22 protein-coding genes are annotated in these 21,939 nt (G+C 70.0%); 10 read left to right on the top strand and 12 right to left on the bottom strand.

What is annotated here, in order from left to right; all coding sequences use genetic code 11:
• Nucleotides 1-45 precede the first annotated feature (45 nt).
• From JHY01_RS03705 to JHY01_RS03740, 8 genes are all read right to left on the bottom strand, one after another.
• Complete coding sequence (locus JHY01_RS03705; protein ID WP_205324247.1) at nt 46-483, bottom strand: DUF2550 domain-containing protein; 438 nt, start codon at nt 481-483, stop codon at nt 46-48.
• Between the two features lie 2 nt (nt 484-485).
• Nucleotides 486-767, bottom strand: coding sequence for a F0F1 ATP synthase subunit epsilon (locus JHY01_RS03710; RefSeq protein WP_205324248.1), 282 nt, complete (start codon nt 765-767; stop codon nt 486-488).
• A 197-nt stretch (nt 768-964) separates the two neighbouring features.
• On the bottom strand, nt 965-1,642 hold the full coding sequence (locus JHY01_RS03715; protein WP_030144656.1) for a Crp/Fnr family transcriptional regulator: 678 nt from the start codon (nt 1,640-1,642) through the stop codon (nt 965-967).
• A gap of 305 nt (nt 1,643-1,947) precedes the next feature.
• On the bottom strand, nt 1,948-3,144 hold the full coding sequence (locus JHY01_RS03720; RefSeq protein ID WP_205324249.1) for a MarP family serine protease: 1,197 nt from the start codon (nt 3,142-3,144) through the stop codon (nt 1,948-1,950).
• Nucleotides 3,145-3,156: 12 nt separating this feature from the next.
• Complete coding sequence (locus JHY01_RS03725) at nt 3,157-3,810, bottom strand: CoA pyrophosphatase (RefSeq protein WP_205324250.1); 654 nt, start codon at nt 3,808-3,810, stop codon at nt 3,157-3,159.
• Nucleotides 3,807-4,367, bottom strand: coding sequence for a TlpA disulfide reductase family protein (locus tag JHY01_RS03730; protein ID WP_205324251.1), 561 nt, complete (start codon nt 4,365-4,367; stop codon nt 3,807-3,809). The genes JHY01_RS03725 and JHY01_RS03730 overlap by 4 nt, the downstream gene beginning before the upstream one ends.
• Nucleotides 4,364-5,128 carry an endonuclease III gene (gene nth / locus JHY01_RS03735; RefSeq protein WP_205324252.1) on the bottom strand — a complete coding sequence of 255 codons (765 nt, stop codon included), beginning with the start codon at nt 5,126-5,128 and terminating at the stop codon, nt 4,364-4,366. Before nth ends, JHY01_RS03730 begins: the two co-directional genes overlap by 4 nt.
• A 28-nt stretch (nt 5,129-5,156) precedes the next feature.
• Nucleotides 5,157-6,254, bottom strand: a complete 1,098-nt coding sequence (locus JHY01_RS03740; protein WP_205324253.1) for a S8 family serine peptidase — start codon at nt 6,252-6,254, stop codon at nt 5,157-5,159.
• A 282-nt stretch (nt 6,255-6,536) separates the two neighbouring features.
• Here JHY01_RS03740 and JHY01_RS03745 point away from each other — a divergent pair, with 282 nt between their 5' ends.
• From JHY01_RS03745 to JHY01_RS03775, 7 genes are all read left to right on the top strand, one after another.
• Nucleotides 6,537-8,966 carry an SseB family protein gene (locus JHY01_RS03745; protein ID WP_205324254.1) on the top strand — a complete coding sequence of 810 codons (2,430 nt, stop codon included), beginning with the start codon at nt 6,537-6,539 and terminating at the stop codon, nt 8,964-8,966.
• On the top strand, nt 8,963-9,328 hold the full coding sequence (locus JHY01_RS03750; RefSeq protein ID WP_374199487.1) for a hypothetical protein: 366 nt from the start codon (nt 8,963-8,965) through the stop codon (nt 9,326-9,328). Before JHY01_RS03745 ends, JHY01_RS03750 begins: the two co-directional genes overlap by 4 nt.
• A 249-nt stretch (nt 9,329-9,577) precedes the next feature.
• Entirely contained in the window at nt 9,578-10,732 is a 1,155-nt protein-coding gene (locus JHY01_RS03755; protein WP_205324256.1) for a Gfo/Idh/MocA family protein, read from the top strand.
• Entirely contained in the window at nt 10,729-11,820 is a 1,092-nt protein-coding gene (locus JHY01_RS03760) for a dihydrodipicolinate synthase family protein (RefSeq protein WP_205324257.1), read from the top strand. Before JHY01_RS03755 ends, JHY01_RS03760 begins: the two co-directional genes overlap by 4 nt.
• Entirely contained in the window at nt 11,817-12,629 is an 813-nt protein-coding gene (locus JHY01_RS03765; protein ID WP_240192338.1) for a sugar phosphate isomerase/epimerase, read from the top strand. The genes JHY01_RS03760 and JHY01_RS03765 overlap by 4 nt, the downstream gene beginning before the upstream one ends.
• Before the next feature lie 500 nt (nt 12,630-13,129).
• Nucleotides 13,130-14,926, top strand: coding sequence for an HNH endonuclease signature motif containing protein (locus JHY01_RS03770; RefSeq protein ID WP_205324258.1), 1,797 nt, complete (start codon nt 13,130-13,132; stop codon nt 14,924-14,926).
• A 629-nt stretch (nt 14,927-15,555) separates the two neighbouring features.
• The gene (locus tag JHY01_RS03775) at nt 15,556-16,014 is read left to right on the top strand and encodes a GNAT family N-acetyltransferase (RefSeq protein WP_205324259.1); all 459 of its coding nucleotides are present in this window, start codon (nt 15,556-15,558) and stop codon (nt 16,012-16,014) included.
• Between the two features lie 386 nt (nt 16,015-16,400).
• Here the strand turns inward: JHY01_RS03775 and JHY01_RS03780 are convergent, their stop codons facing one another.
• From JHY01_RS03780 to JHY01_RS03790, 3 genes are all read right to left on the bottom strand, one after another.
• Entirely contained in the window at nt 16,401-16,745 is a 345-nt protein-coding gene (locus JHY01_RS03780) for a VOC family protein (RefSeq protein WP_205324260.1), read from the bottom strand.
• A gap of 49 nt (nt 16,746-16,794) precedes the next feature.
• A complete protein-coding gene (locus JHY01_RS03785; RefSeq protein ID WP_205324261.1) occupies nt 16,795-17,466 on the bottom strand; it encodes a class F sortase in 672 nt (223 codons plus the stop codon).
• A gap of 73 nt (nt 17,467-17,539) precedes the next feature.
• On the bottom strand, nt 17,540-18,016 hold the full coding sequence (locus JHY01_RS03790) for a hypothetical protein (protein ID WP_205324262.1): 477 nt from the start codon (nt 18,014-18,016) through the stop codon (nt 17,540-17,542).
• Nucleotides 18,017-18,299: 283 nt separating this feature from the next.
• On the opposite strand from JHY01_RS03790, the gene JHY01_RS03795 reads away from it, so the two are divergent.
• The 3 genes from JHY01_RS03795 to JHY01_RS03805 are packed head-to-tail and all read left to right on the top strand — an operon-like array spanning nt 18,300 to nt 20,959.
• On the top strand, nt 18,300-18,776 hold the full coding sequence (locus tag JHY01_RS03795) for a 4Fe-4S binding protein (RefSeq protein WP_205324263.1): 477 nt from the start codon (nt 18,300-18,302) through the stop codon (nt 18,774-18,776).
• Entirely contained in the window at nt 18,773-19,294 is a 522-nt protein-coding gene (locus JHY01_RS03800) for an NADH-quinone oxidoreductase subunit J (protein ID WP_205324264.1), read from the top strand. The genes JHY01_RS03795 and JHY01_RS03800 overlap by 4 nt, the downstream gene beginning before the upstream one ends.
• 21 nt (nt 19,295-19,315) lie before the next feature.
• Nucleotides 19,316-20,959 (top strand): DUF885 domain-containing protein, encoded by a 1,644-nt coding sequence (locus JHY01_RS03805; RefSeq protein WP_205324265.1) that lies wholly within the window; start codon nt 19,316-19,318, stop codon nt 20,957-20,959.
• Between the two features lie 87 nt (nt 20,960-21,046).
• Here JHY01_RS03805 and JHY01_RS03810 read toward each other — a convergent pair whose 3' ends face one another.
• Entirely contained in the window at nt 21,047-21,928 is an 882-nt protein-coding gene (locus JHY01_RS03810) for a CHAD domain-containing protein (protein WP_205324266.1), read from the bottom strand.
• Nucleotides 21,929-21,939 lie beyond the last annotated feature (11 nt).

Raw genomic sequence — 21,939 nt, forward strand, 5'->3', positions numbered from 1 at the left:
CAAAGGGAACGCCTCCTCCGATCAATTCGGAGGAGGCGTGTCGTCTCAGTCGCGTCCCGAGTAGAACTCGGCCCCGGGCGGGGCCGCTTCGAGCCAGGAGAGGAATCCGGTGACCGCCGAAGTGGTCATCGCGAGTTCCACTTCGCCCGTAGCGCTCTTGCAGCGCAGGATGGCCACTTCGGGCGGGAAGATCTGCGCTTCCGGGCCGACCGGCTTGCGGCGCTCGGAGACCTGGACGTCATGGCGCGGCAGCGAATAGCGGGGCCCGAACGCGAGGGAGAACATCCGGTACCAGCGGAGCGTGCCGTGCTCGTAGACCGCGAAGCCGGGCGCCCAGCCGCGCCCTTCCATGTGCCGGGAGAGCCTGGCGGCCATGGCCACCGAGCCCGAGCGGGACAGGAAGGAGCGGCGGACGTACGTCAGCACCAAGAACACCGCGACGGCCGCCGCCAGTGCGGCGACGACGAGCAGTGCCTTCAGCATGGCTACGCCGAAGCGGGGGCGACCGCCTCGGCGGTCTCGGCGAGGATGGTGACCCCGTCGGTGGTCACCGACAGGAAGCCGCCCTCGATCTGCCAGGCCAGTTCGGCGCCTTCGATCGGCTGCACCCGTACGGTGCTGTCGATGCGCAGCTCGCCGAGCAGCGGCTGGTGGTTCGGGAGGATGCCCAGTTCGCCTTCGGTGGTGCGCGCGTACACGGCCTTGGCCGTGCCGGACCACACCTTCGAGTCGACTGCTACGACTTCGACGTTCAGTTGCCCTGCCACAACGCTCCTTCAGCAGACTCCGGGATGATTACCGGAAGTCTAGACGGACGCGGGTGCGAACGTCGAATCGCCCGGGCCCGGTGACCGGGAGATCACCCTCCGGACCCTGCGCATTTACGGCTCGCGAGCTTCGCCGACGCCCGGAACGGCAAAGGCCCCCGGGCTCAGCCGGGGGCCTGAAGGATCACTCGTGGGCGTTACACGCGGGCCCGGCGAGCCAAACGCTCGGGGTCCATGATGATGACGCTCTTGCCGTCCAGGCGCAGCCAGCCGCGCCCGGCGAAATCAGCCAAGGCCTTGTTCACGGTCTCGCGCGAAGCGCCGACCAGCTGGGCCAGCTCTTCCTGCGTGAGGTCGTGGGTGACGCGCAGGACGCCGCCGTCGCGGGTGCCGAAGCGGCTCGCCATGTGCAGCAGGGCTTTCGCGACGCGACCGGGGACGTCGGTGAAGATGAGGTCCGCCATCGAGTCGTTCGTGCGACGCAGCCGGCGTGCTATCACCCGCAGCAGCTGCTCGGCGATCTCGGGCCGGTTCGCCAGCCAGGGGCGCAGCGCCGTCTTCGACAGGCGGGCGAGGCGGGTGTCGGTCAGAGCGGTGGCGGTGGCGGTGCGGGGACCGGGGTCGAACAGCGCGAGCTCGCCGACCATGTCGGACGGGCCCATGACCGCGATCAGGTTCTGGCGGCCGTCGGCCGAGCGGCGGCCCAGCTTCACCTTCCCGGACATGACGATGTACAGACTGTCACCCGGCTCGTTCTCGGTGAAGACGGTCTGGCCCTTGTTGACGTCGATGTACTCCATCTCTTTGATGAGCGACTCGACAGCTTCGGGATCTACGCCCTTGAACAGGGCGGCCCTGGCCAATACATCTTCCATGTCCGTTCGCACCTTTCTTCAACGCACCGCTAGTGCAAGTACTGAGTCTATGCCTCTTGTCCGCATTGCGGGAGCGAGACCCCCGTAAATCCACATGCGCACCGTAGACGCCGAAATCGACATTCGTATCCGAATGAATGCGTTCCGTCGGTTCCGAGCGTCACCGCGAGAGATTCACCACGCCGTCTCAGCAGGGTATTCGTTCCGGTGAACGGAAAGCGTCGACAGCGACCGGTACAGCCTACCTGCAATGTGACGCCACGCCCAGTATCAGGCAATGGCGTAATCCCACAGGAACCCACAGATCAGGTGCAGGATCCGGTCCCGACGGGCCCCGAGGCGGACCGTCCCGCGTCCAGTACAGGCGCGGACTCGTCCAGTGTCAGCGCGTAACCGGTCTCCGGATCGTCGACCGCGGCGGCGAAGATGACACCGATCACCTCGCCTTGCGGGTTGAGCAGGGGGCCGCCCGAATTGCCGCCGATGATGTTCGCGTACAGCTGGTAGACCTCGCGGGTGACGGTGCCGGAGTCGTAGATGTCCGGGCCGGTGACGATCCGCGCTTCGCGCACCCGCGCGGCCGTCGCCGTGTAGGGGCCGCCCGCGGGGTAGCCGAGGACGATCGCGTCGTCGCCGGAGCCGGCGGTCGCCGACTGGAGCGGCAGCGGATCGGCGTCGAGGTCGGGGACGGACAGGATCGCGAGGTCCTTCTCGGGCTCGAACACGATGACCTCGGCGTCGAGCAGGTCGCCGTCCGATTCGACCTGCACGTGGTCGGTCCCGGCGACGACGTGCGCGTTCGTGGCGACGAGGCCGTCGGCGTAGACGAAGCTCGAGCCCTCGATCTGGCGGTCGCACGACGGCGCCGAACCGTGGACCTTCAGGACCGAGTCCTCGGCGTTCACGACGAGGCCGGACGCCGCGAGTTCGGGGTCGGGCGGTTCGACCGAGCGGGCCTCGGTCGGGTCGAGGCCGGAGAACACGTCCGGCATCCCGGAGGTGTTGAGCGATTCGCGCATCGCCTCGTAGACGCCCTTGACGGCCTCGGGCATGTACTCGTCGATGCCGCTCACGAGGCTCGAGTTGCGGACGGCCGCGGCGACCGCGGGCATCGAGGAGTTCGCGAGCGGCGCGGCGGCGACCCAGGTGACGAGGAGGACCGCGGCGACCGAGACGACCGGCCCGGCGAGGTGGTCGATCCGCTTGGAGCCGTCCGAGCGCAGGCGCCTGCGGAGCTTGTAGCCGAGGGAGGTCGCGAGGGCCATGCCGCCCAAGGCGAGTGCGAAGACGACGAGGAGCGAGGCGATGAGCTTCGCGAGCGCTTCGGTGTAGAAGTCGGCCGCGAACGGCGCGAGCTGGATGCCGAGGATCGCCCCGCCGAGGAAGCCGAAGAACGTGGTCGCCGAGGCGATGAAGCCTTCGCGGTAGCCGTTGACGGCGAACAGGAGCGCCAGCAGCACGATCACGACATCGACGAGGAGTCCCGCACTGGTCGGCTCCATTCGCCCCTCCGTTCAGTGCCGTTCGAGCTCCATCGTCCGGCCGGTGTCCCAGGGGCGGGTCCAGCCGCCCAGGTCCAGCAGCCACGACAGTACCCCGGCGGTGAACCCCCAAATCAAGGGCACGCCCGCGACCTGGAAGCCCGGTCCGCTGCGGCCCGAAGGGAACGGGACGGTGCCGCGCGAGGCCGGGTCGGCCAGGAGCGGCAGCGGCACCTGGTGCGCGGCGGCGACCTCGGAGGCCGCCTGCGGCGCGACCCGGTGCGGACGCGTCCACAGGGCGAGCACCGGCGTGACAGCGAAGCCGGACACGGGGATCCAGAGCCTCGGGAGCGACCGTCCGATGGAGACGGTGTCAGGGTCGACGGCGAGTTCCTCGGCGGCTTCGCGCAGCGCGGTCGCCGCGGCGTCGGCGTCACCGGGTTCGGCGCCGCCGCCCGGGAACGCGACCTCGCCCGGATGGTGGCGCAGTGTGGCGGCCCGCTGCTGGAGCAGCACCGAAGGTCCGTGCTCGTCGTCCTTCAGGAGCACCAGCACGGAAGCGCTGCGGGCGTGCTCCTCTTCGTAGGGGAGGAGGTGGTCGGCGACGACGCGGCCGATCACGGGCGGGCGGGCTTCCTCGGCGGCCTTGAGGAGCGGCGGCCACCAGTCGGGACGGGACTCGGTCATGCCAGGTCCAGTCCGAACGCGGATTCGGCGGTCTCGGTGAGGCTCTCGGCGGTGACGCCCGGCTCCGCGACGAGCTCGGCGACCGTGCCGTCGGGGTTCACGAACGCGATCCCGGGCAGGCCCGGCACTCCTAGCCCGATGCGAACGGCCTCTTCGGGATCGAACACGGAAGGGAAGGTCATGCCGAACTCCTCGGCGAAAGAGCGCCCGACGTCGCGCGTGTCGGCCGTGTCGACGCCGAGCACGTCGACCTGGTCGCCGTGGGCCTGGAAGAACGCCTCGACCTCCGGTGCCTCGTCCCGGCAGGGCCCGCACCAGCTGGCCCACAGGACCACGACCAGGGGTTGCCCTCCCGGGCCGACCGCCGTCGCCGCCTCGTCGCCGAGACAGTCGAGTTCGAGGTCGCCGACCCCTTCGATCGGGGTCGTACCGGAGGCGCAGGCCACGGACCAGGTCGGGTCCTCGATGCTCGGGACCGCGACGCCCGGTTCGGGGGGTTCGCTCGTGCAGGCCGCCAAGAAGCACAGTCCGGCCGCGGCGGTGAGAAGACGCTTCACCGGCTCACCGCATGCTCGATGCCGGCCAGCTTGATGAGCTCGTCCACGTTGTCGCCCTTCAGGAGTTTCGCGGCCTCGGCCGGGTCCGTGGGGCCCTCGCCGTACGAGGGGCAGATCGTCGCGAGCGTGCACGCCCCGCACGCGGGCTTGCGGGCGATGCAGACGCGGCGGCCGTGGAAGATGATCCGATGCGAGAACATGGTCCACTCGCGCGGCTCGATGAGCCTCTGGATCTGGTACTCGAGCTTCACCGGGTCGGTCCCCTCGACCAGGCCGAGCCGGTTCGTGATGCGGATCATGTGCGTGTCGACGGTGATGCCCGGGGCGCCGAAGGCGTTGCCGCGGATGACGTTCGCGGTCTTGCGGCCGATCCCCGGGAGCTTCACCAGGGCGTCCATGTCCTCCGGGAGCCTGCCGCCGTGGTGCTCGACGAGGGCCTTGCCGAGCCCGATGATCGACTTCGTCTTGTTGCGGTAGAAGCCCGTCGGCCGGATGATCGCCTCGACCTCCTCGGGGTTCGCCTCGGCGTAGTCGGCGGCCGAGCGGTACCGCTCGAACAGCGCCGGCGTCGTGAGGTTGACCCGCACGTCGGTGCACTGCGCGGAGAGGATCGTGGCGACGGCGAGCTCGAGCGGATTCGCGTAGTCGAGCTCGCACTTCGCGTCGGGATGGGCCGCGGCCAGGAGCCGGTTGATCTTGCGGGCCCGGCGCTTCTTGGCCAGTTCGCTCTCGGCGCTTCGGTGTGCGGGATTGCGAGCCATAAGTTCATCCAGCGGGCGTCTGCGGCGGTCACTCCGCCATGGTACGCGGGCGGCTCGGCAGTCGACCGCCTCTCCGAGCGCCGCGTCCACCGCGCAGGAGCAGCGCGGACACGCCGAGCAGGCCGCCTCCGGCCGCCGTCGCCGCCGCGCTCCAGACCGGTGAGATCTCGGCCTCGGCGGGCTCGGCGGGGCGCGGCAGCACCTCCGCTTCGACGGCGGCGGCCACGTCCAGGACGCCTTCGCCGAGGTCCGGGCCGCCGTCGGCGGCGGTCTCGGTGAGCGCGCGGCGCACCTGGTCGGCGCTCCACTCCGGGTGCGCCGACCGCACCAGGGCCGCCGCGCCCGAGACGACCGCCGTGGCGAACGACGTGCCGGTGACGGTCTTGTAGCCGCCGCCGGGCTTGGGTGCGACCAGGTTCGCCCCCGGCGCGGCGAGATCGGTCTCGGCGCCGGTGACGGCGGTCCTCCAGCGCTCGCCGTGCTCGTCGGAACCGGTCACGGCGAGCACGTCGGCGACGCGGGCGGGGAACCAGACGTCCTCGTTCGGCTCGTCGTCGTGCTGGTTCCCGGTGCAGGCGACGATGAGCACGTCGTGCCGTTCCGCGTAGGCGATCGCCTCGGCGAACGGCGGCGAGTCGTAGTGGCCGCCGAGCGAGAGGTTCACGATGTCGGCGCCGTTGTCGACGGCCCACTGGACGGCCGCGCCGACCATCGCCGAATCGTGGTACCGGTTCTCGTCGTCGAGGACGCGCACCGGCAGGATCTCGGCGTCGGGGGCGATCCCCGGGTGGGGCGACTCGGCGCTCGCGGCGATGAGCCCGGCGACGGCGGTGCCGTGCCCGACCGGGTCGGCCTGGCCGAATGCCCGCTCGTAGACCGGGCCCGGATCGGAGCCGAAGGCGAGGAGGCGCGGCTGGGCGGCGGGGTCGACGTCGACGTAGCTGCGGCCGGGGAGCACCGACCGTTCGAGCGCCGGGTGGTCGGCGTCCACACCCGAGTCGACGACGGCGACGGTGACGCCCTCGCCGGTCGCGATCGGCCAGGCCTCGGGGGCCTTGACCGCGGCGAGATGCCAGGCGGCGGGCGTGGAGGCGCGGCCGGTCTGCGCGGAGAGCAAGAGCGCCAACAGCGTCGAGCACAGACAGGCGAGAACGTAGCGTGCAGAGCGGTCCCCCATGAGAACCGGATCGTTACACAGCGACAGGCCCACAGCGTGGGAATGACACACGCTCTCCTTTATGAATTCGTTATTCTCGCCCTACTGACGGAAACTTGACAACGCCCTCGCGTTACGGTGACGATCGCGAGGGGACGCCGCGTTCTCTCGACACGCTCGGCGAAGCTTGCGAGCCGTAAATGAGCACCGCCCCATCCAAGACCGGTAGGGGGGAAGGGCTGAGTGGGATCGATGTGGGAACCCAGTAACGAGATCGAGCACCGTCTCCGGGAGGCGCTGCGAGCCGAGGACCAGGACGGATACTTCCGGACCCTGGCGCAGATCGAACTCGTCCTCCCACTGTCCTATGAGGACTCGAACGGTGCGGGGGCCGATACCTGGGCCACCTGGACCACCGACGACCGCACCCATATTCTCGCGTTCACCTCCGAGAGCGCGCTCCAGGTGTGTCTGCGCGATAATGCCGGCGCGTCCCGCCGCGTGTCGTTCGCCGCGCTCGCCGAGGCCTGGCCCGACGAGGAGTGGTGGCTCGCCGTCAACCCCGGCCTGCCGATCGAGGGCTACCTGCCGGCGTGGTTCGTCACCCAGGTCGCCCAAGGCATGACCACCGTCCCGGCCGACCCGGCACCGGCCCCGGAACCCGCCGCAGACCCCTACGGCGACACCTATTCCTCTGGCGCGCAAGCGTCTCCGTTCGCCGCCGCACCGTCGTTCACGCAGGCGCAGTCGGACCCGTTCGCGAACCCGATGGCGCCCGCCCCCGAACAGCGCCGCGAGAGCTTCATGCCCCCGGCCCCGCCGGTGCCCGAGGTCCCGCCCGCACCCCGGCGCTCCTCCGACCTCAACGGCACCGCGCAGCAGCAGTCCACCGTCGGCGGCACCACGCAGGCGGGCCTCCCGCTGCGCCAGCCGCCCCGCGACCCCGAGGCACCCGAAGCCGACCCGTTCAACGGCCACTCCTTCGCCTCCCAACCGCCGCCCGCGCCGGAGCCGTCGCAGCCCCGGCAGCCGGGCTACGGCTCGCAGCCGCGCGGCATGGGTTCGCAGCCGCGCGAGTTCGGCTCGCAACCGCAGGGCTTCGGCTCCCAGCCCCAGGACTACTCCCAGCCGCCCGCCGCGCCGAGCCCGCAGGGGTTCCCCGCCGACGCGCAATGGCCGACCCAGTCGGCCCAGCAGGACCAGTGGCCCGACGCGCCGGACTGGCTGCGCGAGCAGCAGCCCGACCCGTCCACGCTGCCGACCCGCGCGCCCGCGCCGCCGAGCGCCGCGCCCGAGCCGTTCCCGGCCGGCCAGTCCTTCGGGAACGACGCGTTCAACGCGCCGCCCCGAGGCGACTCGTTCGGCAACGACGACTTCGGCGACCACGCGTACGACGGCGATCCGCAGCGCGACGCCGAATCGTTCGCGTCCATGTCGAGCGCGTTCGGCCGCCGTCCAGCGGAGTCCGAACCGCGGCCCGAGGCGCAGCCGCAGTCCCAGCAGCCGGTCGAACTCACCGGTGAAGCGGCCGAACCGCTGCTCGCCGAGGCCGCCTCCACCGGCGACACCGCCGCGTTCCTCCAGACCCTCCTGTGCGCCAGCGTGATCCTCCCGATCGGCGACCCCGAGGCCGCGCACCTGCGCGTCGGCGACCCCGCCTTCCGGTGGGCCAGCGACATCGTCGACGGCATCATCGGCATCACCGTCTACACCACCCCCGAGCGCATGGCCGAACGCGCGGGCGAGGACACCCCCCACACGATCGTGCCCTTCGGCTGGCTCATCCAGCACTGGCCCGCGCAGGACTACGCGCTGTACGTCAACCCGGGCACCTCGGTGGGCGCGAACATGAGCGGCCCCGAGATCGAGCCGCTCCTCAAGTGGGCCGAGGCCAAGGACCTGCTCGGCTTCGCCACCGAGATGGAGCGCCGCCAGGCCGCGGCCGCGCGCGCCAACTCGCCGTCGCACAAGGTCCAGCCGATCCTGTGGCAGAAGACCATCCCGCACCAGCAGGTGCCGTTCTACCTCGAACGCGGATACGACCGCGTCGGCGGCTTCGTGCACCCGGCCGAGGCCGTGGACCACCTGCGCACGCCCGCGCAGCTGTACCTCGCGCTGGGACTCATCCGCTCCAGCGAGGAGTTCAGCCCCACCGACGACTCGGTGCACGTGCTCCGCTGGATCGGCTACCGCACCGACCTCTACCCGGTCGCCTTGGGCGGCAACGACTACGAGACCGCCGAATCGCGCGGCGGCACCGTCGTCGAGCCCAGCCCGTTCCGCGGCGACGGGTTCGCGCCCTCCGAGGGCGACGAGCGCATCCCCGAGCACAAGGTCGACTCGGTACGGCTCCCGCACGGCGCGAAGATCTCCCGGATCGACTCGCGCGGCGAGGTCACGGACATCGCGCTCTACGACGCCGACACCCGCGAATGGACCCCGATCGACGGCGCGTTCGGCGGCCCGGCCGCCATCGAAGCGCCCTCGACGCCGGCGCTGCCCGCCGGTCCCGCGCCGAGCGGTCCGATGGGCGAGGCGTACGGCTACGACGCCACCCCCGGCTACGACAGCGCGCTGGGCGAGGCCTGGGGCGACGCGGACGGGCACTACGACCTGGTGCGTCCCAAGCCCGAGGATCGGGCCGCGAACGTGCTCGACAGCCGCGAATGGAAGGACGCCTGATGCGCGACGGTTACATCGCCCGCTGGAAGGGCGCCGAATACGACTCGAGCCCCGACGGGGCCCATGTGCGGCTCTACTCGCCGACGGGCGGCGACGGCTTCGTGGAGGTCGCCGACGGGCGGTTCCGGCGCGGCGTGCCGATCGGCGAGCTCGAGGACTTCTTCTACGTGCGGACCGTCGCGACCTGGCGGGGCGAGCCGTTCTTCGTGCTCGGTGCCTCGGGGGAGTGGCTGCGGCTCGAATACCGTGGCGGCAGCAGCGACGTGGCCCGTTCGCTCGGGCTCGAACCGTACGACAACGGCGTGTACCAGATCTGGGCGCCCGCCGCCGAAGTCACCGACATCAGCGAGCAGTACCTCTAGCGTCATCTCGTGAGCCCCGGCTGCTCGGCCGGGGCTTTCTCCATGCTCGGAACGGCCCCGTTCCGCAAGGCTCCGAACGCGATATGACCGTACCGCGAAACTGTCCGGAGACCGCTTTCACAAAGGTGTCGATTGATGTATAGTTCAAGAAACAAAGAAAGCGTTTGCCTGAGCTTTGCGAGTTGCTTCGCCGAGGCGTGAGGCAAACGCTTGCGAAGCCATGTTCGGCAAGATCTGGAGCACATCCCTATGGCAGAGAGAATCACCGTCGGCATCGCCCTCAACGGCGTGACCGGGCGCATGGGCTACCGGCAGCACCTCGTGCGCTCACTCCTCGCCATTCGCGAGCAGGGCGGCGTGGAACGCGCCGACGGCAGCGTGATCTGGCCCGAGCTCACCCTGGTCGGCCGCAGCGCCGACAAGCTCGCCGAGATCGCCGGCCGCCACGGCCTGGACAAGTACACGACCAGCTTGGACGAGGCCCTCGGCGACGAGAAGATCGACGTCTACTTCGACGCCCTCACCACCCAGCACCGCCTCACCGCCGTCAACGCGGCCATCAAGGCCGGCAAGCACGTGTACACCGAGAAGCCCATCGCCACGAACCTCGACGACGCCCTGAACCTCGCCCGCGCCGCACGCGACGCCGGCGTCAAGAACGGCGCGGTCGCCGACAAGCTGTACCTCCCCGGCCTGCGCAAGCTCAAGCGCCTCGTCGACTCCGGGTTCTTCGGCCGGGTCCTCTCCGTGCGCGGCGAGTTCGGCTACTGGGTCTTCGAAGGCGACTGGCAAGCGGCACAGCGGCCCTCCTGGAACTACCGCGCCGAAGACGGCGGCGGCATGGTCCTCGACATGTTCCCCCACTGGTCCTACGTCTTCGAAGAGACGTTCGCCAAGGTCAAGTCCGTGTCCGCGCACGTCACCACCCACATCCCCGAGCGCTTCGACGAGCACGGCAACCCCTACACCGCCACCGCCGACGACGCCGCCTACGCGCTCTTCGAGCTCGAAGACGGCACCGTCGTCCAGATGAACTCCTCCTGGGCCACCCGCGTCGACCGCGAGGAACTCGTCGAGTTCCACGTCGACGGCACCGAGGGCTCCGCCATCGCGGGCCTGCGCAAGGCCCGCGCCCAGCACCGCGTGCACACCCCCAAGCCCGTGTGGAACCCCGACATCGACCAGCCGATCCCCTTCCGGCAGCAGTGGCAGGAAGTGCCCGACAACGAGGTCTTCGACAACGGCTTCAAGATCCAGTGGGAGGAGTTCCTGCGGCACGTCGTGGACGACGAGCCGTGGCACCACGACTTCCTCGCCGCCGCGCGAGGCGTGCAACTGGCCGAGGCCGGCTACCGGTCCGCCCGCGAAGGCCGCCGCATCGAACTGGAGGACCTGGAGCTGTGAGCCGCAAGTTCACCTCGCGCGTCATCTACTCCGCGGCCCACGTCGTCGCGGACCCCCTGGCTGACAACGGCCCCGGTCGCCCGGCGGTCGTCGACTGGGACGCCACCATCGGCTACCGCAGGCACCTGTGGGACCTCGGCCTCGGCGTCGCCGACGCCATGGACACCGCCCAACGCGGCATGGGCCTCGACTGGGAGGCCACGAAGGAGCTCATCCGCCGCTCGGCCGAGGCCGCGGGGGCGGACGACCTCCTCGCGTGCGGCGTCGGCACCGACCAGCTCGGCGCCGTACCGACCACTATGGACGAGATCCGCGCGACCTACCTCGAGCAGCTCGCCGTCGTCGAGGACGCCGGAGCGGGCACGATCCTCATGTGCTCCAGGGCCCTCGCCGCGAGCGCCAAGAGCGCCGACGACTACAAGACGCTCTACTCCGAACTGCTCGGCGAGGTCAGCGGCAAGGCGATCCTGCACTGGCTCGGCCCCATGTTCGACCCGGCGCTCGAAGGCTACTGGGGCTCTTCGGACCTCGACGCCGCCGCGGACACCTTCATCGAGATCATCACCGAGAACGCGGCGAAGATCGACGGCATCAAGATGAGCCTCCTCGACGCCGAAGCGGAGATCGCGGTGCGCCGCAGACTCCCCGAAGGAGTCCGCTGCTACACCGGCGACGACTTCAACTACCCGCGGCTCATCGCCGGCGACGAGTACGGCCACTCCGACGCGCTCCTGGGCATCTTCGACCCGCTCGCGCCGCTCGCCTCGAAAGCCGTGCAGCGCTTGGACGAAGGCGACGTCGCCGGCTTCCACGCCATCCTCGACCCGACGATCCCGCTGGCGCGGAAGGTCTTCGAGGCCCCCACCTTCAACTACAAGACCGGCGTGGTGTTCCTGGCCTGGCTCTCGGGCCACCAGGACCACTTCAAGATGGTGGGCGGCCTCGAATCGGCGCGCTCCATCAAGCACTTCGGCGAGATCGTCGACCTCGCACTCGAAGTGGAGCTCTTCCCGGACGAAGCGCGCGCCATCGACCGGTTCAACGCCCTGCTCAAAGTCGCGGGCCAGCCGAAGCGGACCCTCGCATGAGCATCATGCAGCGGTTCTCCTTCAACCACGCCACGGCCAAGTTCTGGGACCAGCGCGAAGCCGTCGAGGCCTGCGCGCGCACCGGTTCCGGGATCGGCCTATGGCGCGAACCGGTGCAGGAGATGGGCGTCGAAGCGAGCGCGAAGCTCGTGAAGGACGCCGGAGTCCAGGTGACCAGCCTGTGCCGGGCCGGGTTCTTCACGGACCCGACGCAGGCCGCGATCGACGAGAACCGAAGGGCCATCGACGAGGCGGCCGAGCTCGGCGCCCCGACCCTGGTGCTGGTCTCGGGAGGCATCCCGGAAGGCGGCACGATCGACAGCGCCAGAGAAGGCGTCAAAGAGGCGCTGTCGGTGCTCGCCCCCTATGCGGGCGAGCGCGGCGTGACCTTGTCGATCGAGCCGCTGCACCCGATGTTCGCGAGCGACCGGTGCGTGGTCACCACCATCAACGAGGCCCTCGACCTGGCCGCGCCGTTCCCGGCCGAGCAGGTCGGCGTCGTGGTCGACACGTACCACATCTGGTGGGACCCGCAGGTGTGGCAGGGCATCGCCCGCGCTGGCCGCGAAGGCCGCATCGCCTCGTTCCAGTTCGCGGACTGGGTCACCCCGCTCCCGGCGGGGGTGCTCACGGGCAGAGGCCAGCTGGGCGACGGTTGTGTGGACTTCAAGCGCTATCTGGCCGAAGTGGATGCGACCGGGTTCATCGGCCCGATCGAGGTCGAGCTGTTCAACGACGCGCTTTGGGCCCGCCCGGGTGCGGAGGTGTTCGAAGAGACCAGGGCCGCGTTCGCGCGGGTACTGGAATAGGAGCATTGCGGGCGCGGATCCGGTAGCGGTTGGGCAATGCCGGAGCGCCCGCGGATGAGCCCCCTGGAATGCCGCGGGGGCGGGGACGGCAGGGGTCAAGAACTCCGTCCCCGCCCCCGCGGTCGTGTTTCGACTTGTTGCCGTTGTAGCGATCGGGCTTCAAGCGGGCGGCGACGACGAGGTAGCGGGTTGGCGGGCGCCTCCATTCGGCTGCGGGGTCCGGTGGGTACGGGTTCAAGCGCGCGGCGACAAAAGGGTCTCATGGTGGTGGGGTGTGCGGTGCGGCTGCCCGGCAGCGCCGGGGCCGGGGCGGCGGAGGCCCATTTGGCCCCTGGTTTGCTTTGCGCCCCAGGCGGAGTGGCGGAGTGTCGTGAGTGTCCCTCATGGAATGTTCACCCGGTTGGGTGATGACACCGGCACAGCATTCTGTCATCATTGAACTACGAACAAGGAACCGAAAACAGGCAGGACATTCGAGAATCGGTGAGGAGGCGAGACCCATGGCCGCATGCAACACCCACACCAGCCCGGTAGCTCCGGTCCTTCCCGTCGCCTCGCTCCTCTCCGCTTCCCCTGACCGCCGCTCCCAGGCTGCGGCGATCCGCTCGACTCTCAATGAGGCCGCGTCCCTCATCAACGCCCAGCACGCGGCGGTCCTCGCCTCGGTCATCGCGATGAAGGAGGCGAACCTGCACCGCTCCGAGTTCGGGTTCTCCGCCCTCCGCGACCTGCTCCTGTCGCAGTTCGACTTCACCTTCAACACCGCCAGCGCCATCGCCGCCATCGCGCGGTTGTCGGGGAAGTTCCGTCTTCTTGCTTCGGCGGCGGTGTCGGGGCAGGCCCGGATTGACCAGGTCGCTTACGCCGTCCGCCAGCTCGACCAGACCCCGGCCATGCGCCTGTTCGCCCGCACTCCTTTCACGGCCCCGGTCCCCTCCCCCTTCGACCCGGCGGTGGAGTGTGCGACGCCGGAGGCGATGGTGGTCGAGTACTGCGCTCATGCTTCCTTCAAGGACCTGCGTCGTCACCTTGAGGGGCTGTGGGCCGCGATCGCCGGAGAGACCGAGCTGCTTGATGGGCTCGGCGAGCAGTCGATGCAGCGCCTGGAGTTGATCGAGTGCGGTAACGGCATGTGGGCGCTGGAAGGGCACCTCTCGAATGCGACCGGGCGGCTGCTCGACAAGTACCTGCAGACCGCCTGCCCACCACCCCGCCAAGACGAGGGCGACCCTGAGGACGGCGGTCTGCTGCCGCCGCAGGCCAACCGCCACGCCGAGGCCCTCCACCAGCTCCTGGCCGGGTACGGGTCCTCCCCGCAGGCCGCGACCCGGCACGGGCACACCGCGACCCTGGATCTGACCGTCGACATCGAGACGTTGCAGGGCAAGGACACCGGGCGCCTCCCCCTCCTGGAAGGCCGACCGATCTCCCTCGCCCGTGCCCGGCTCCTGGCCTGTGAAGGCCTCATCATCCCCTCGGTGTTCAACTACGCCAAGGGTGAAGCGGTCGAACTCGGTCGGGCGCTGCGCCTGCCCAACGCCGCCCTGCGGCGCAAGCTGGAGCTCGAGCAGCCGGAAGGGTGCGCTTGGCACGGTTGTGACCGGCCCATCGCCTGGACCGAGGCGCACCACATCACCCACTGGGCCGACGGCGGCCCCACGGTCGCGGAGAATCTGATCCTGCTGTGCCGCTTCCATCACGGCCGCATCCACACCACCGGGTGGAGCGTGGAGAAGACCGGCCCCGGCCAGGCGATCATCACCCACCACGACGGCCACGCAGCAGCGGCCGGGACCGGTCAGAGCGGCCCCGCCGATGCCTCGGCCGGGTGCGGGTGCGCGGACTGGCGCACCGATGCCGACATGGACGCCGAGCATGCAGGCTCGGACTGGGATGTGTTCCCCACCGGGCTCTACCGGACCGAATGGTCCGAGACGTTGAAGCCCGACCTCGACGGGATCGCTGAGATGATCGACCGGGACCGGGCGGTCAAAGCCATGCGAGACTCGAAAGCGCAATGCCGAGCGAAGTTCAGCATCAGCCAACCCCCGGGGGCCGAGGAAGCAGTCCAGGCACCCGCACCACCGACAGCGACAGCGACGGCTGCAAGGTCGGCGACCGACGACTACGGCGACCCGCCGTTCTTAGGCTGCCCCAGCAGGCGACTGCTGGGGGAAGCGCCGCACACACCACGCAGCGCCACCCGAACCCCAAGCGAGGGTTCGGGCCCTCGGCATGCCCACACCAGGAAACCCACCCCACCCCAGCCACACACCCCACCATCGCCGCCGGACTGAACCCCGACCCGACCAGGCCAGAGAACCGGAGACGAACCCGAACCCCCATCCACCCCGTCGCCGCCAGCCTGAACCCCGAGCCCGATCCGGCCGGGGGGCCGGAAAAGGACCCGGCCCCGCCCCCACCTTGTCGTCGCTGCCCGCCTGAACCCCGAGCCCGATCAGGCCGGGAAGCCGGAGGCAGACCCGGCCCCTCCCTCACCTCTTCATCGCTGCATGTCTGAGCCTCAGCTCGAATGGACCGAGAGGCCGGAGACGAACCTGGATTCCTCCATCCCTCGATCCCTCTTCGGCCTTGTTGTCGCCGCCTGCTTGAACCAGCACCAGATCGGACCGGGAGGTCGAAGAGCGACCCGAGCGCCGCTCCACCTCTTTGTCGCTGCCCGACTGAACCTGAGCAGGCCCGGACTCGAGTGTCGAAGAGCAGCCCGACCCGCTCCTCCTTGTTGCCGGAATTGCCCTGAGCCGGGTGTGGTGCTCGAAACGCTGTACCGAAACTCGTTGCCGTGGAGGAGTGGAGTTCGTTTTCAGTCGCTGACCGGCGGGTTGGAAATCAGCCAACGGGTCGGCCCTGTGAAGCGGCCCGCAACGTGGCTGAGAATGTAAGGCCCGGTCACTAGGTTGAGGTAATGAACGATGCTCCGCGACTCGAGACCATCACGCCCGCCAATGTTGGCCTCGCCTGCCGAATCCAGGTCGGGCCAGAGCAGGAAGCGTTCGTAGCGCCGGTTGCGGTTTCGCTGGCCGAGGCGTACGCGTCCTTCGAGACTGCGTGGCCGCGTCTGGTGTACCTCGGTGATGAACCGGCGGCGTTCGTGATGGGTGGATTCGATCCAGATGCAGAGATCGAGTTCTTCCGCTGCGGCATATGGCGGCTCAATGTCAGCGCGCGGCATCAACGCGCCGGTCTGGGTCGCTTCGCGGTCGAGGCGGTACTCGGGGAGGCGCGCCGACGCGGCTCGAAACGGGCAACTGTGCTGTGGAAACCCGGCGCGGCAGGCCCTGAGGGCTTCTACCGGAGAATGGGGTTCGAGCCTACGGGTCAGGAGTTCGCCGGGCAGGTCGTCGGGGCGATCAACCTGTGCTGAACCTGCCGATCCCGCAGGAGCAGCATGGGCTCGAGTGCGCCGATTCCTCCCCGTGCAGGGCATAACGAAGGGGCCCAAGGCGGAAAGCCTTGGGCCCTTCGAAGCATGGTTCTGGGAGACGGGTCAGCCTAGACGATCGCCGTGCGTCCGCTTGTGGGCAGCCAGTGGACGCCGACGGTGCGAGTGCGGCGCATCGATACCGCCGTGGAGCGCTCACGGGCATCCACTGGAGCCGCGCCTCGCGGAGGGCACGGCGGTTCTGGGCGTGTTCGCTCGGCGATGCGGACGCGATGATGCGCATCAGCGGGATCGCGCCTCGATGATCGAAGTCAGGCACCGGAACGCCTCGGAACCAGCTGGGCCGGTGCCGGTCAGTCGACTTGGGGTCAGTGGCCTTGGGACACGCAGAACTCGTTGCCGTCGGGGTCCTTGAGGACGGTCCAGGAGAACACGCCGCCGGGGGCCTCGTGGTGGGAGACCTGGGTGGCGCCGGAGGCGATGAGGCGTGCGACCTCCTGTTCGGCGTCGCTGGTGACGAGGTCGAGGTGGATGCGGCCCGGCTGCGTGCCTTCGACGTACTGGAAGGCGAGACCGGTGCCGTCGCCGAGGCCGACCATGACGTACTCGCCCCAGTCGGCGGTGATCTCACCGCCGAGCGCGGCGAGCCACCACTGCGCGAGCTCCTTGGGCCGGTCCGTGTTGACGGTGACGTTCGCGATCTTCAAATCCATGCGGGCGAAGATAACCGGAGGGTCCGACATCCGGTCGTCCGCTGTGCCGTCACCTGAAATGGTCGCGGCCGTTCAGGGGGCGGTCGCGGTCCTTGTCGGTGGCGTCGCGGTGGCCGGTGTAGGTCGCGAAGACGACGAGGTTCTCCGTGTAGTCACCGGATTCTCGGTCGAAGGCGCCGCCGCAGGTGATGAGGCGCAGGGCCGGTTCGGGCTCGATGCCGAAGACCGCTTCGTAGGGGAGGCGCTGCTTGGCGTACGACTCGATCGCGGTCACCTCGTAGGTGACGACGACGCCGTCCTCGCGGGTGACCTCGATGCGGTCGCCTTCGTCGAGTTCCTTGAGCGGGTAGAACACCGCGGGCCCCGAGCGATCGGTGTCGACGTGGCCCATCAGCACCGTGGTACCGAACTCGCCCGGCGTGGGCCCCGCCTCGAACCAGCCGGCCTCGTGGGGCCGCCACATCTTCGGGACCTCGAAGTTCCCCTCGTAGTCGAGGCCGAGCGCGGTGAGCGGGGCGTGCACGCTGATCGCGCCGATGTCGACGCGGGTCGGCTCGGAGCGCTCGAGCCAGGTCCCGCCCGCCGGGTCGGCGACGGCGAACGGGTCGTCGTGGAACGGGTTCCCGAAGTGCGGCATCTGGATTGACGGCACCGCCAGGACGCCGCCGAGCATGAGCCCGAGGCCCCCGGCGAGCACGAACGAGAGGACGACAGCGGCCACCGGCCGGAACGCGGGTTCCGGCCGGTGAGCGGGTCTCTCAGTTCGTTCGTCGGGCGACGCCTCGCCCGTCGTCTCAGGCGGCGGTGACATTGCCGCGGCGCTTGAGCAGCCAGAGCCCCGCGGCGGCCACGAGCACCGCGGCGGCGCCCGTCCACAGGACCGCGGTGGCCGCGTCCGAGGCCGTCGAGCCGCCGCCGGTCGCGGCGCCCGTCCCCGAAGTGACCGTGAACTTCGTCGAAGCGATGTCGGAACCGCAGGTCACCGTCACCGTGTACACGCCGGGCTTCATCTTGTCCGTGACGGTGAAGCTGCCTTGCGCGTTGTTGTCGTTCTTCGGCAGCTTGAAGCTCGTGTCGGTGTTCTCGACATCGCCGGTGGCGTCCTGGTCGCAGTTCGCCGCGAGCACGTCCACCCGGGTGCCCGTGGCGCCCGCGGTCGGCGAGAGCGTGACGGTGATGGCCGCGTTCGCCGGAGCGGCGGTGTTCAGCACGAGCGCGGCACTGAGGCTCAGCGCGGCGAGCATCCCTCGGATGGGCTGCGTCAATCGCATGGGCACGGTTCCTCCCCGAACGGCGCCGGGCCATGCCCGGCACGTGACGTGTCGATGGCTCACGGTATCGGCTCTTGTGGACGCGTCAGGCGGCTTCAGGGGAAAACCGGTCCCCGACGCCACGCCTGGCGAGTCGGGAATCGGACAACCTGATCCGCGAAGCGGACGAGTAGCGCAGCCGCGAAGCGGACCGGTAGCGCAGCCGCGAAGCGGACGGACATTTCAGCCGCGAAGCGCGGCCTCGGGTCTGGAAAAGATCGGTGTCATCTGCGACGATGAGGGCATGAGGCTTCCCGGGAGCGGTCTGGTCAGCGGTCTCGCCGCGACCGCGCGTACCGCCGCGCGCCGCGCCGTCACCAGCCAGTACCCCGAGAACGAACCCGAACTGCCCGAACGCACCCGCGGCGTGATCGCCCTGCACGAACCGAGCTGCACCTCGTGCATGCTGTGCGCCCGCGAATGCCCCGACTGGTGCATCTACATCGACTCCCACAAGGAGACCGTCGAGATCGAAGGCGCGGCCCGCCCGCGCCAGGTGAACGTCCTCGACCGCTTCGACATCGACTTCTCCCTGTGCATGTACTGCGGGATCTGTGTCGACGTCTGCCCGTTCGACGCCCTGTTCTGGGCCCCCGACTTCGCCTACGCCGAAGGCGACATCCGCGACCTGCTCCACGACAAGGAGCATCTGGGGGAGTGGATCGCGACGGTGCCGGAATCCGCCAAGACCGAGGCCGTGAAGGCGGAGGCCGCCGAGTGACGCTCGCCGACGTGCTGCTCCTGGCCTTCGGGCTGCTCGCGCTCGGAGCGGCCCTCGCCGTCGTGACCACGAAGCGGATCGTGCGGGCCGGGCTGTGGCTCGCGGTCGCGTTCGCCGGGATCGCCGGGGCCGCGCTCGTGCTCACCGCCGAATTCCTCGCGTGGGTGCTCGTGCTCGTCTACGTGGGCGCGATCGTGGTGCTGCTCCTGTTCGCGACCATGCTCACCAGGGCCCCGACCGACCCGTCCGACGACCTCGACCGGGCGAGACTGCCCGGGGCGCTCATCGCGGGCGGCGTGGGCCTCGGCCTCGCGGCGGTCGTGACCGGCGCGTTCGGCTGGACCAAGGCCGGTCTCGACGACCGCGAGAGCGGCGGGGCGGCCGTGATGGGCGAGGCGGTCTTCGCCGACTGGGTGCTGCCGTTCGAGGTGCTGTCGCTGCTGCTGCTCGCCGCTTTGGTCGGAGCCGTGGTCGTCTCCACGCGTGAGAGCAACAATCACGTAACGAAGGATTACTAGCCGCGCGGTAAGCTGTCGCCCATGACCTCACCGATATTCGCACTGGCCGACGAGTACATCACCGCGTACGCCCGGCTGCACCCGATGTTCGCCGGGGCCGCCGGCATCAAGGGCGACTTCGGCGTCGCCACCGACTTCGGCCCCGCGGCCGTCGCCGGGCGGGCGAAGCTCGACGCCGACACCCTCGCGAAGCTCAAGGCGCTCGAATCGACCGGCCCCGCCGACGACCTGGCCCGACTCCACATGGCGGAACGCCTCGAAGTGAGCGTCGCCCAGCACGAGGCCGGCGAATGGCGCCGCGCCCTGCGCGTCCCCTACGGGATGCTCCAGAGCCTGGTGAGCTATGTGGACCTGACGCCGCGCCGCACCGAGAACGACTGGCGGCTCAATGCCTCGCGGATGCGCGCCATCCCGCAGATGCTCACGACTTGGCGCCAGACCCTCGACGCCGGGATCGAAGCGGGCCAGACGGTCGCGCTCCTCCAGGTCACCGAAGGCGTCAAGCAGGCCCGCCGCAACGCCGAGTCGCGCACCTTCGACAAGCACCTCGCCGCGTACGGCGACGGCCCGCAGGCCCGCGACCTGCGCGAGGCCGCCGAGGCCGCGTACGCGGCCTTCGCCGCCGCCGCCGACTACCTCGAGCGCACCTACGCCCCGCACGCGACCGAGCGCGACGGCGTGGGCGAGGAGCGGTACCTCCTCGCCGCCCGTTCCACCCTCGGCGCGGTCCTCGACCCCCGCGACGCCTACGACTGGGCGTGGGACGAACTGCACCGGATTGAGGACGAGATGGCCGCCGAGGCCGACAAGATCGTCCCCGGCGCGGGCCTCGAGGAGGTCATCGCCCACCTGGACGCGACCCAGGCCTTGCGCACCCACGAGGAGTACCTGGCCTGGCTCACCGAGAAGCACCAGAGCGCGCTCGAATCCCTCAACGGCGTCCACTTCGACATCGACCCGCGCCTGATGAACCTGGACGTGCAGGTCGTGCACGGCTCCTCTGCCGGATCGGCCTACTACACCGGTCCCAGCGAGGACCTCTCCCGGCCGGGCCGCACCTGGTGGCCCGTCGCCGAACGCGAGACGTTCCGCACCTGGGGCGAGCTGACCACCGTCTTCCACGAGGGCGTGCCCGGCCACCACCTCCAGATCGGCCAGACCAAGGTCACCGGCGACGGGCTCTCCCGTTTCGCGAAGGTCTTCGGCTCGGTCTCGGGCCACGCCGAAGGCTGGGCCCTGTACGCCGAGCGGCTCTCGGACGAGCTCGGCTGGTTCACCGACACGGGCACGCGTCTGGGGATGCTCAAGGGCTCGGCGCTGCGCGCCGCCCGCGTCGTGATCGACATCGGCTGGCACCTGGACCTGCCGCTGCCCGCCGCCGAGGCGAAGTTCCACGGCGAGCGGTGGAGCTTCGACGTCGCCCTCGACGTGCTCAAGACCCGCGGCCGCATCGCCGAGCACCGTGCCTACCCGGAGATCGTCCGCTACGCGGGCTGGCCCGGCCAGGCCATCTGCTACAAGCTCGGCGAACGCGCCTGGGTCGACGCCCGCGCCGAGGCGCAGGCCGCCGCCGGCTCGGCGTTCGACCTGAAGGCCTGGCACACCCGGGCCCTCAACCTCGGCCCGATCGGCCTCGACAACCTCGCGTCCGTCCTGCGCGGATAGGCGAACGGGCCCAAGGCGACCGCCTTGGGCCCGATTGCTCTCGTGCCGCCCCGTGAGCGCGGCGGGGCCGTGCTCACCAGCCGGCCGCTATCGCCACCGTTCGACCATGTCGGCGGCCGCCCGGTCGATCTCCTCGCCCAGCTGGCGCAGGTGCGCCTTCTCCAGTTCCGCCAGGCTCGTGGTGAGCCGGTCGGCCCGGTCCGCGCCGGGCAGGCGCAGCAGCCAGTTCCGTGCGATCACGGCCTGGCGGTACCGGGTCAGCAGGTGCTCGAGGTCCGCCATCGGACCGGCGACGTCCTCGGCGGCCTGACCCAGCGCGGGCACGGCGGCCTCGGCCAGGAAATGCGCCTCCCGGGCCGCGATGCGCGTCTCGTCCCGCGCGAGCACCAGGTCGGTGGCGTGGCTGAGCTTCCCGTAGGTGTCGAGCAGATGGGTCTTGGCCTGCGAGAGCACGCCCATGAGCGAGGACGCGGGCTTGTCGCCGTCCCGCGTGAACCGGGCGTGTTCGGTGAACAGGCGCACCTGGCTGAGCAGGACCGCGACCCAGGTCTGCGAAGCGATCCCCTCGGTCTGCTCGTAGGAGGTGCGCATCTCGTTATCAAGGGCCCCATACCATTTCGGGTACTCGGGGGCCACGAGGCCGAGCTGGTCGAAGCGGTCCGAGAAGTGGACGCGGAGCCGCTCCAGGTCCTCGGTGTGCTTCAGCGCCGTGAGCAGATGGTCGAGCTCCTGACTGCGCGGCGGCGTCTCCGTGAACAGATGCGCGTAGCCGCGGATCACGGTCCGAAGCCGGTGGATGGTGATGCGGACGGTCCCGGCGGATCCGGGCGCCTGACGTTCGAAGGCCGTTATGGCCTGATTGAGCGTGTCGACATGATCGGCGATATAAGCCAGGACGACGACGCCGGCGCGTGTGGACGCCGTCATCGGTTGCGAACCGGCATGTGTCGGCGCTGTGGATGCTGACATGGCTCCTCCCC

This window comes from Glycomyces sp. YM15 (assembly GCF_016918015.1).
GTDB lineage: Bacteria > Actinomycetota > Actinomycetes > Mycobacteriales > Micromonosporaceae > Glycomyces.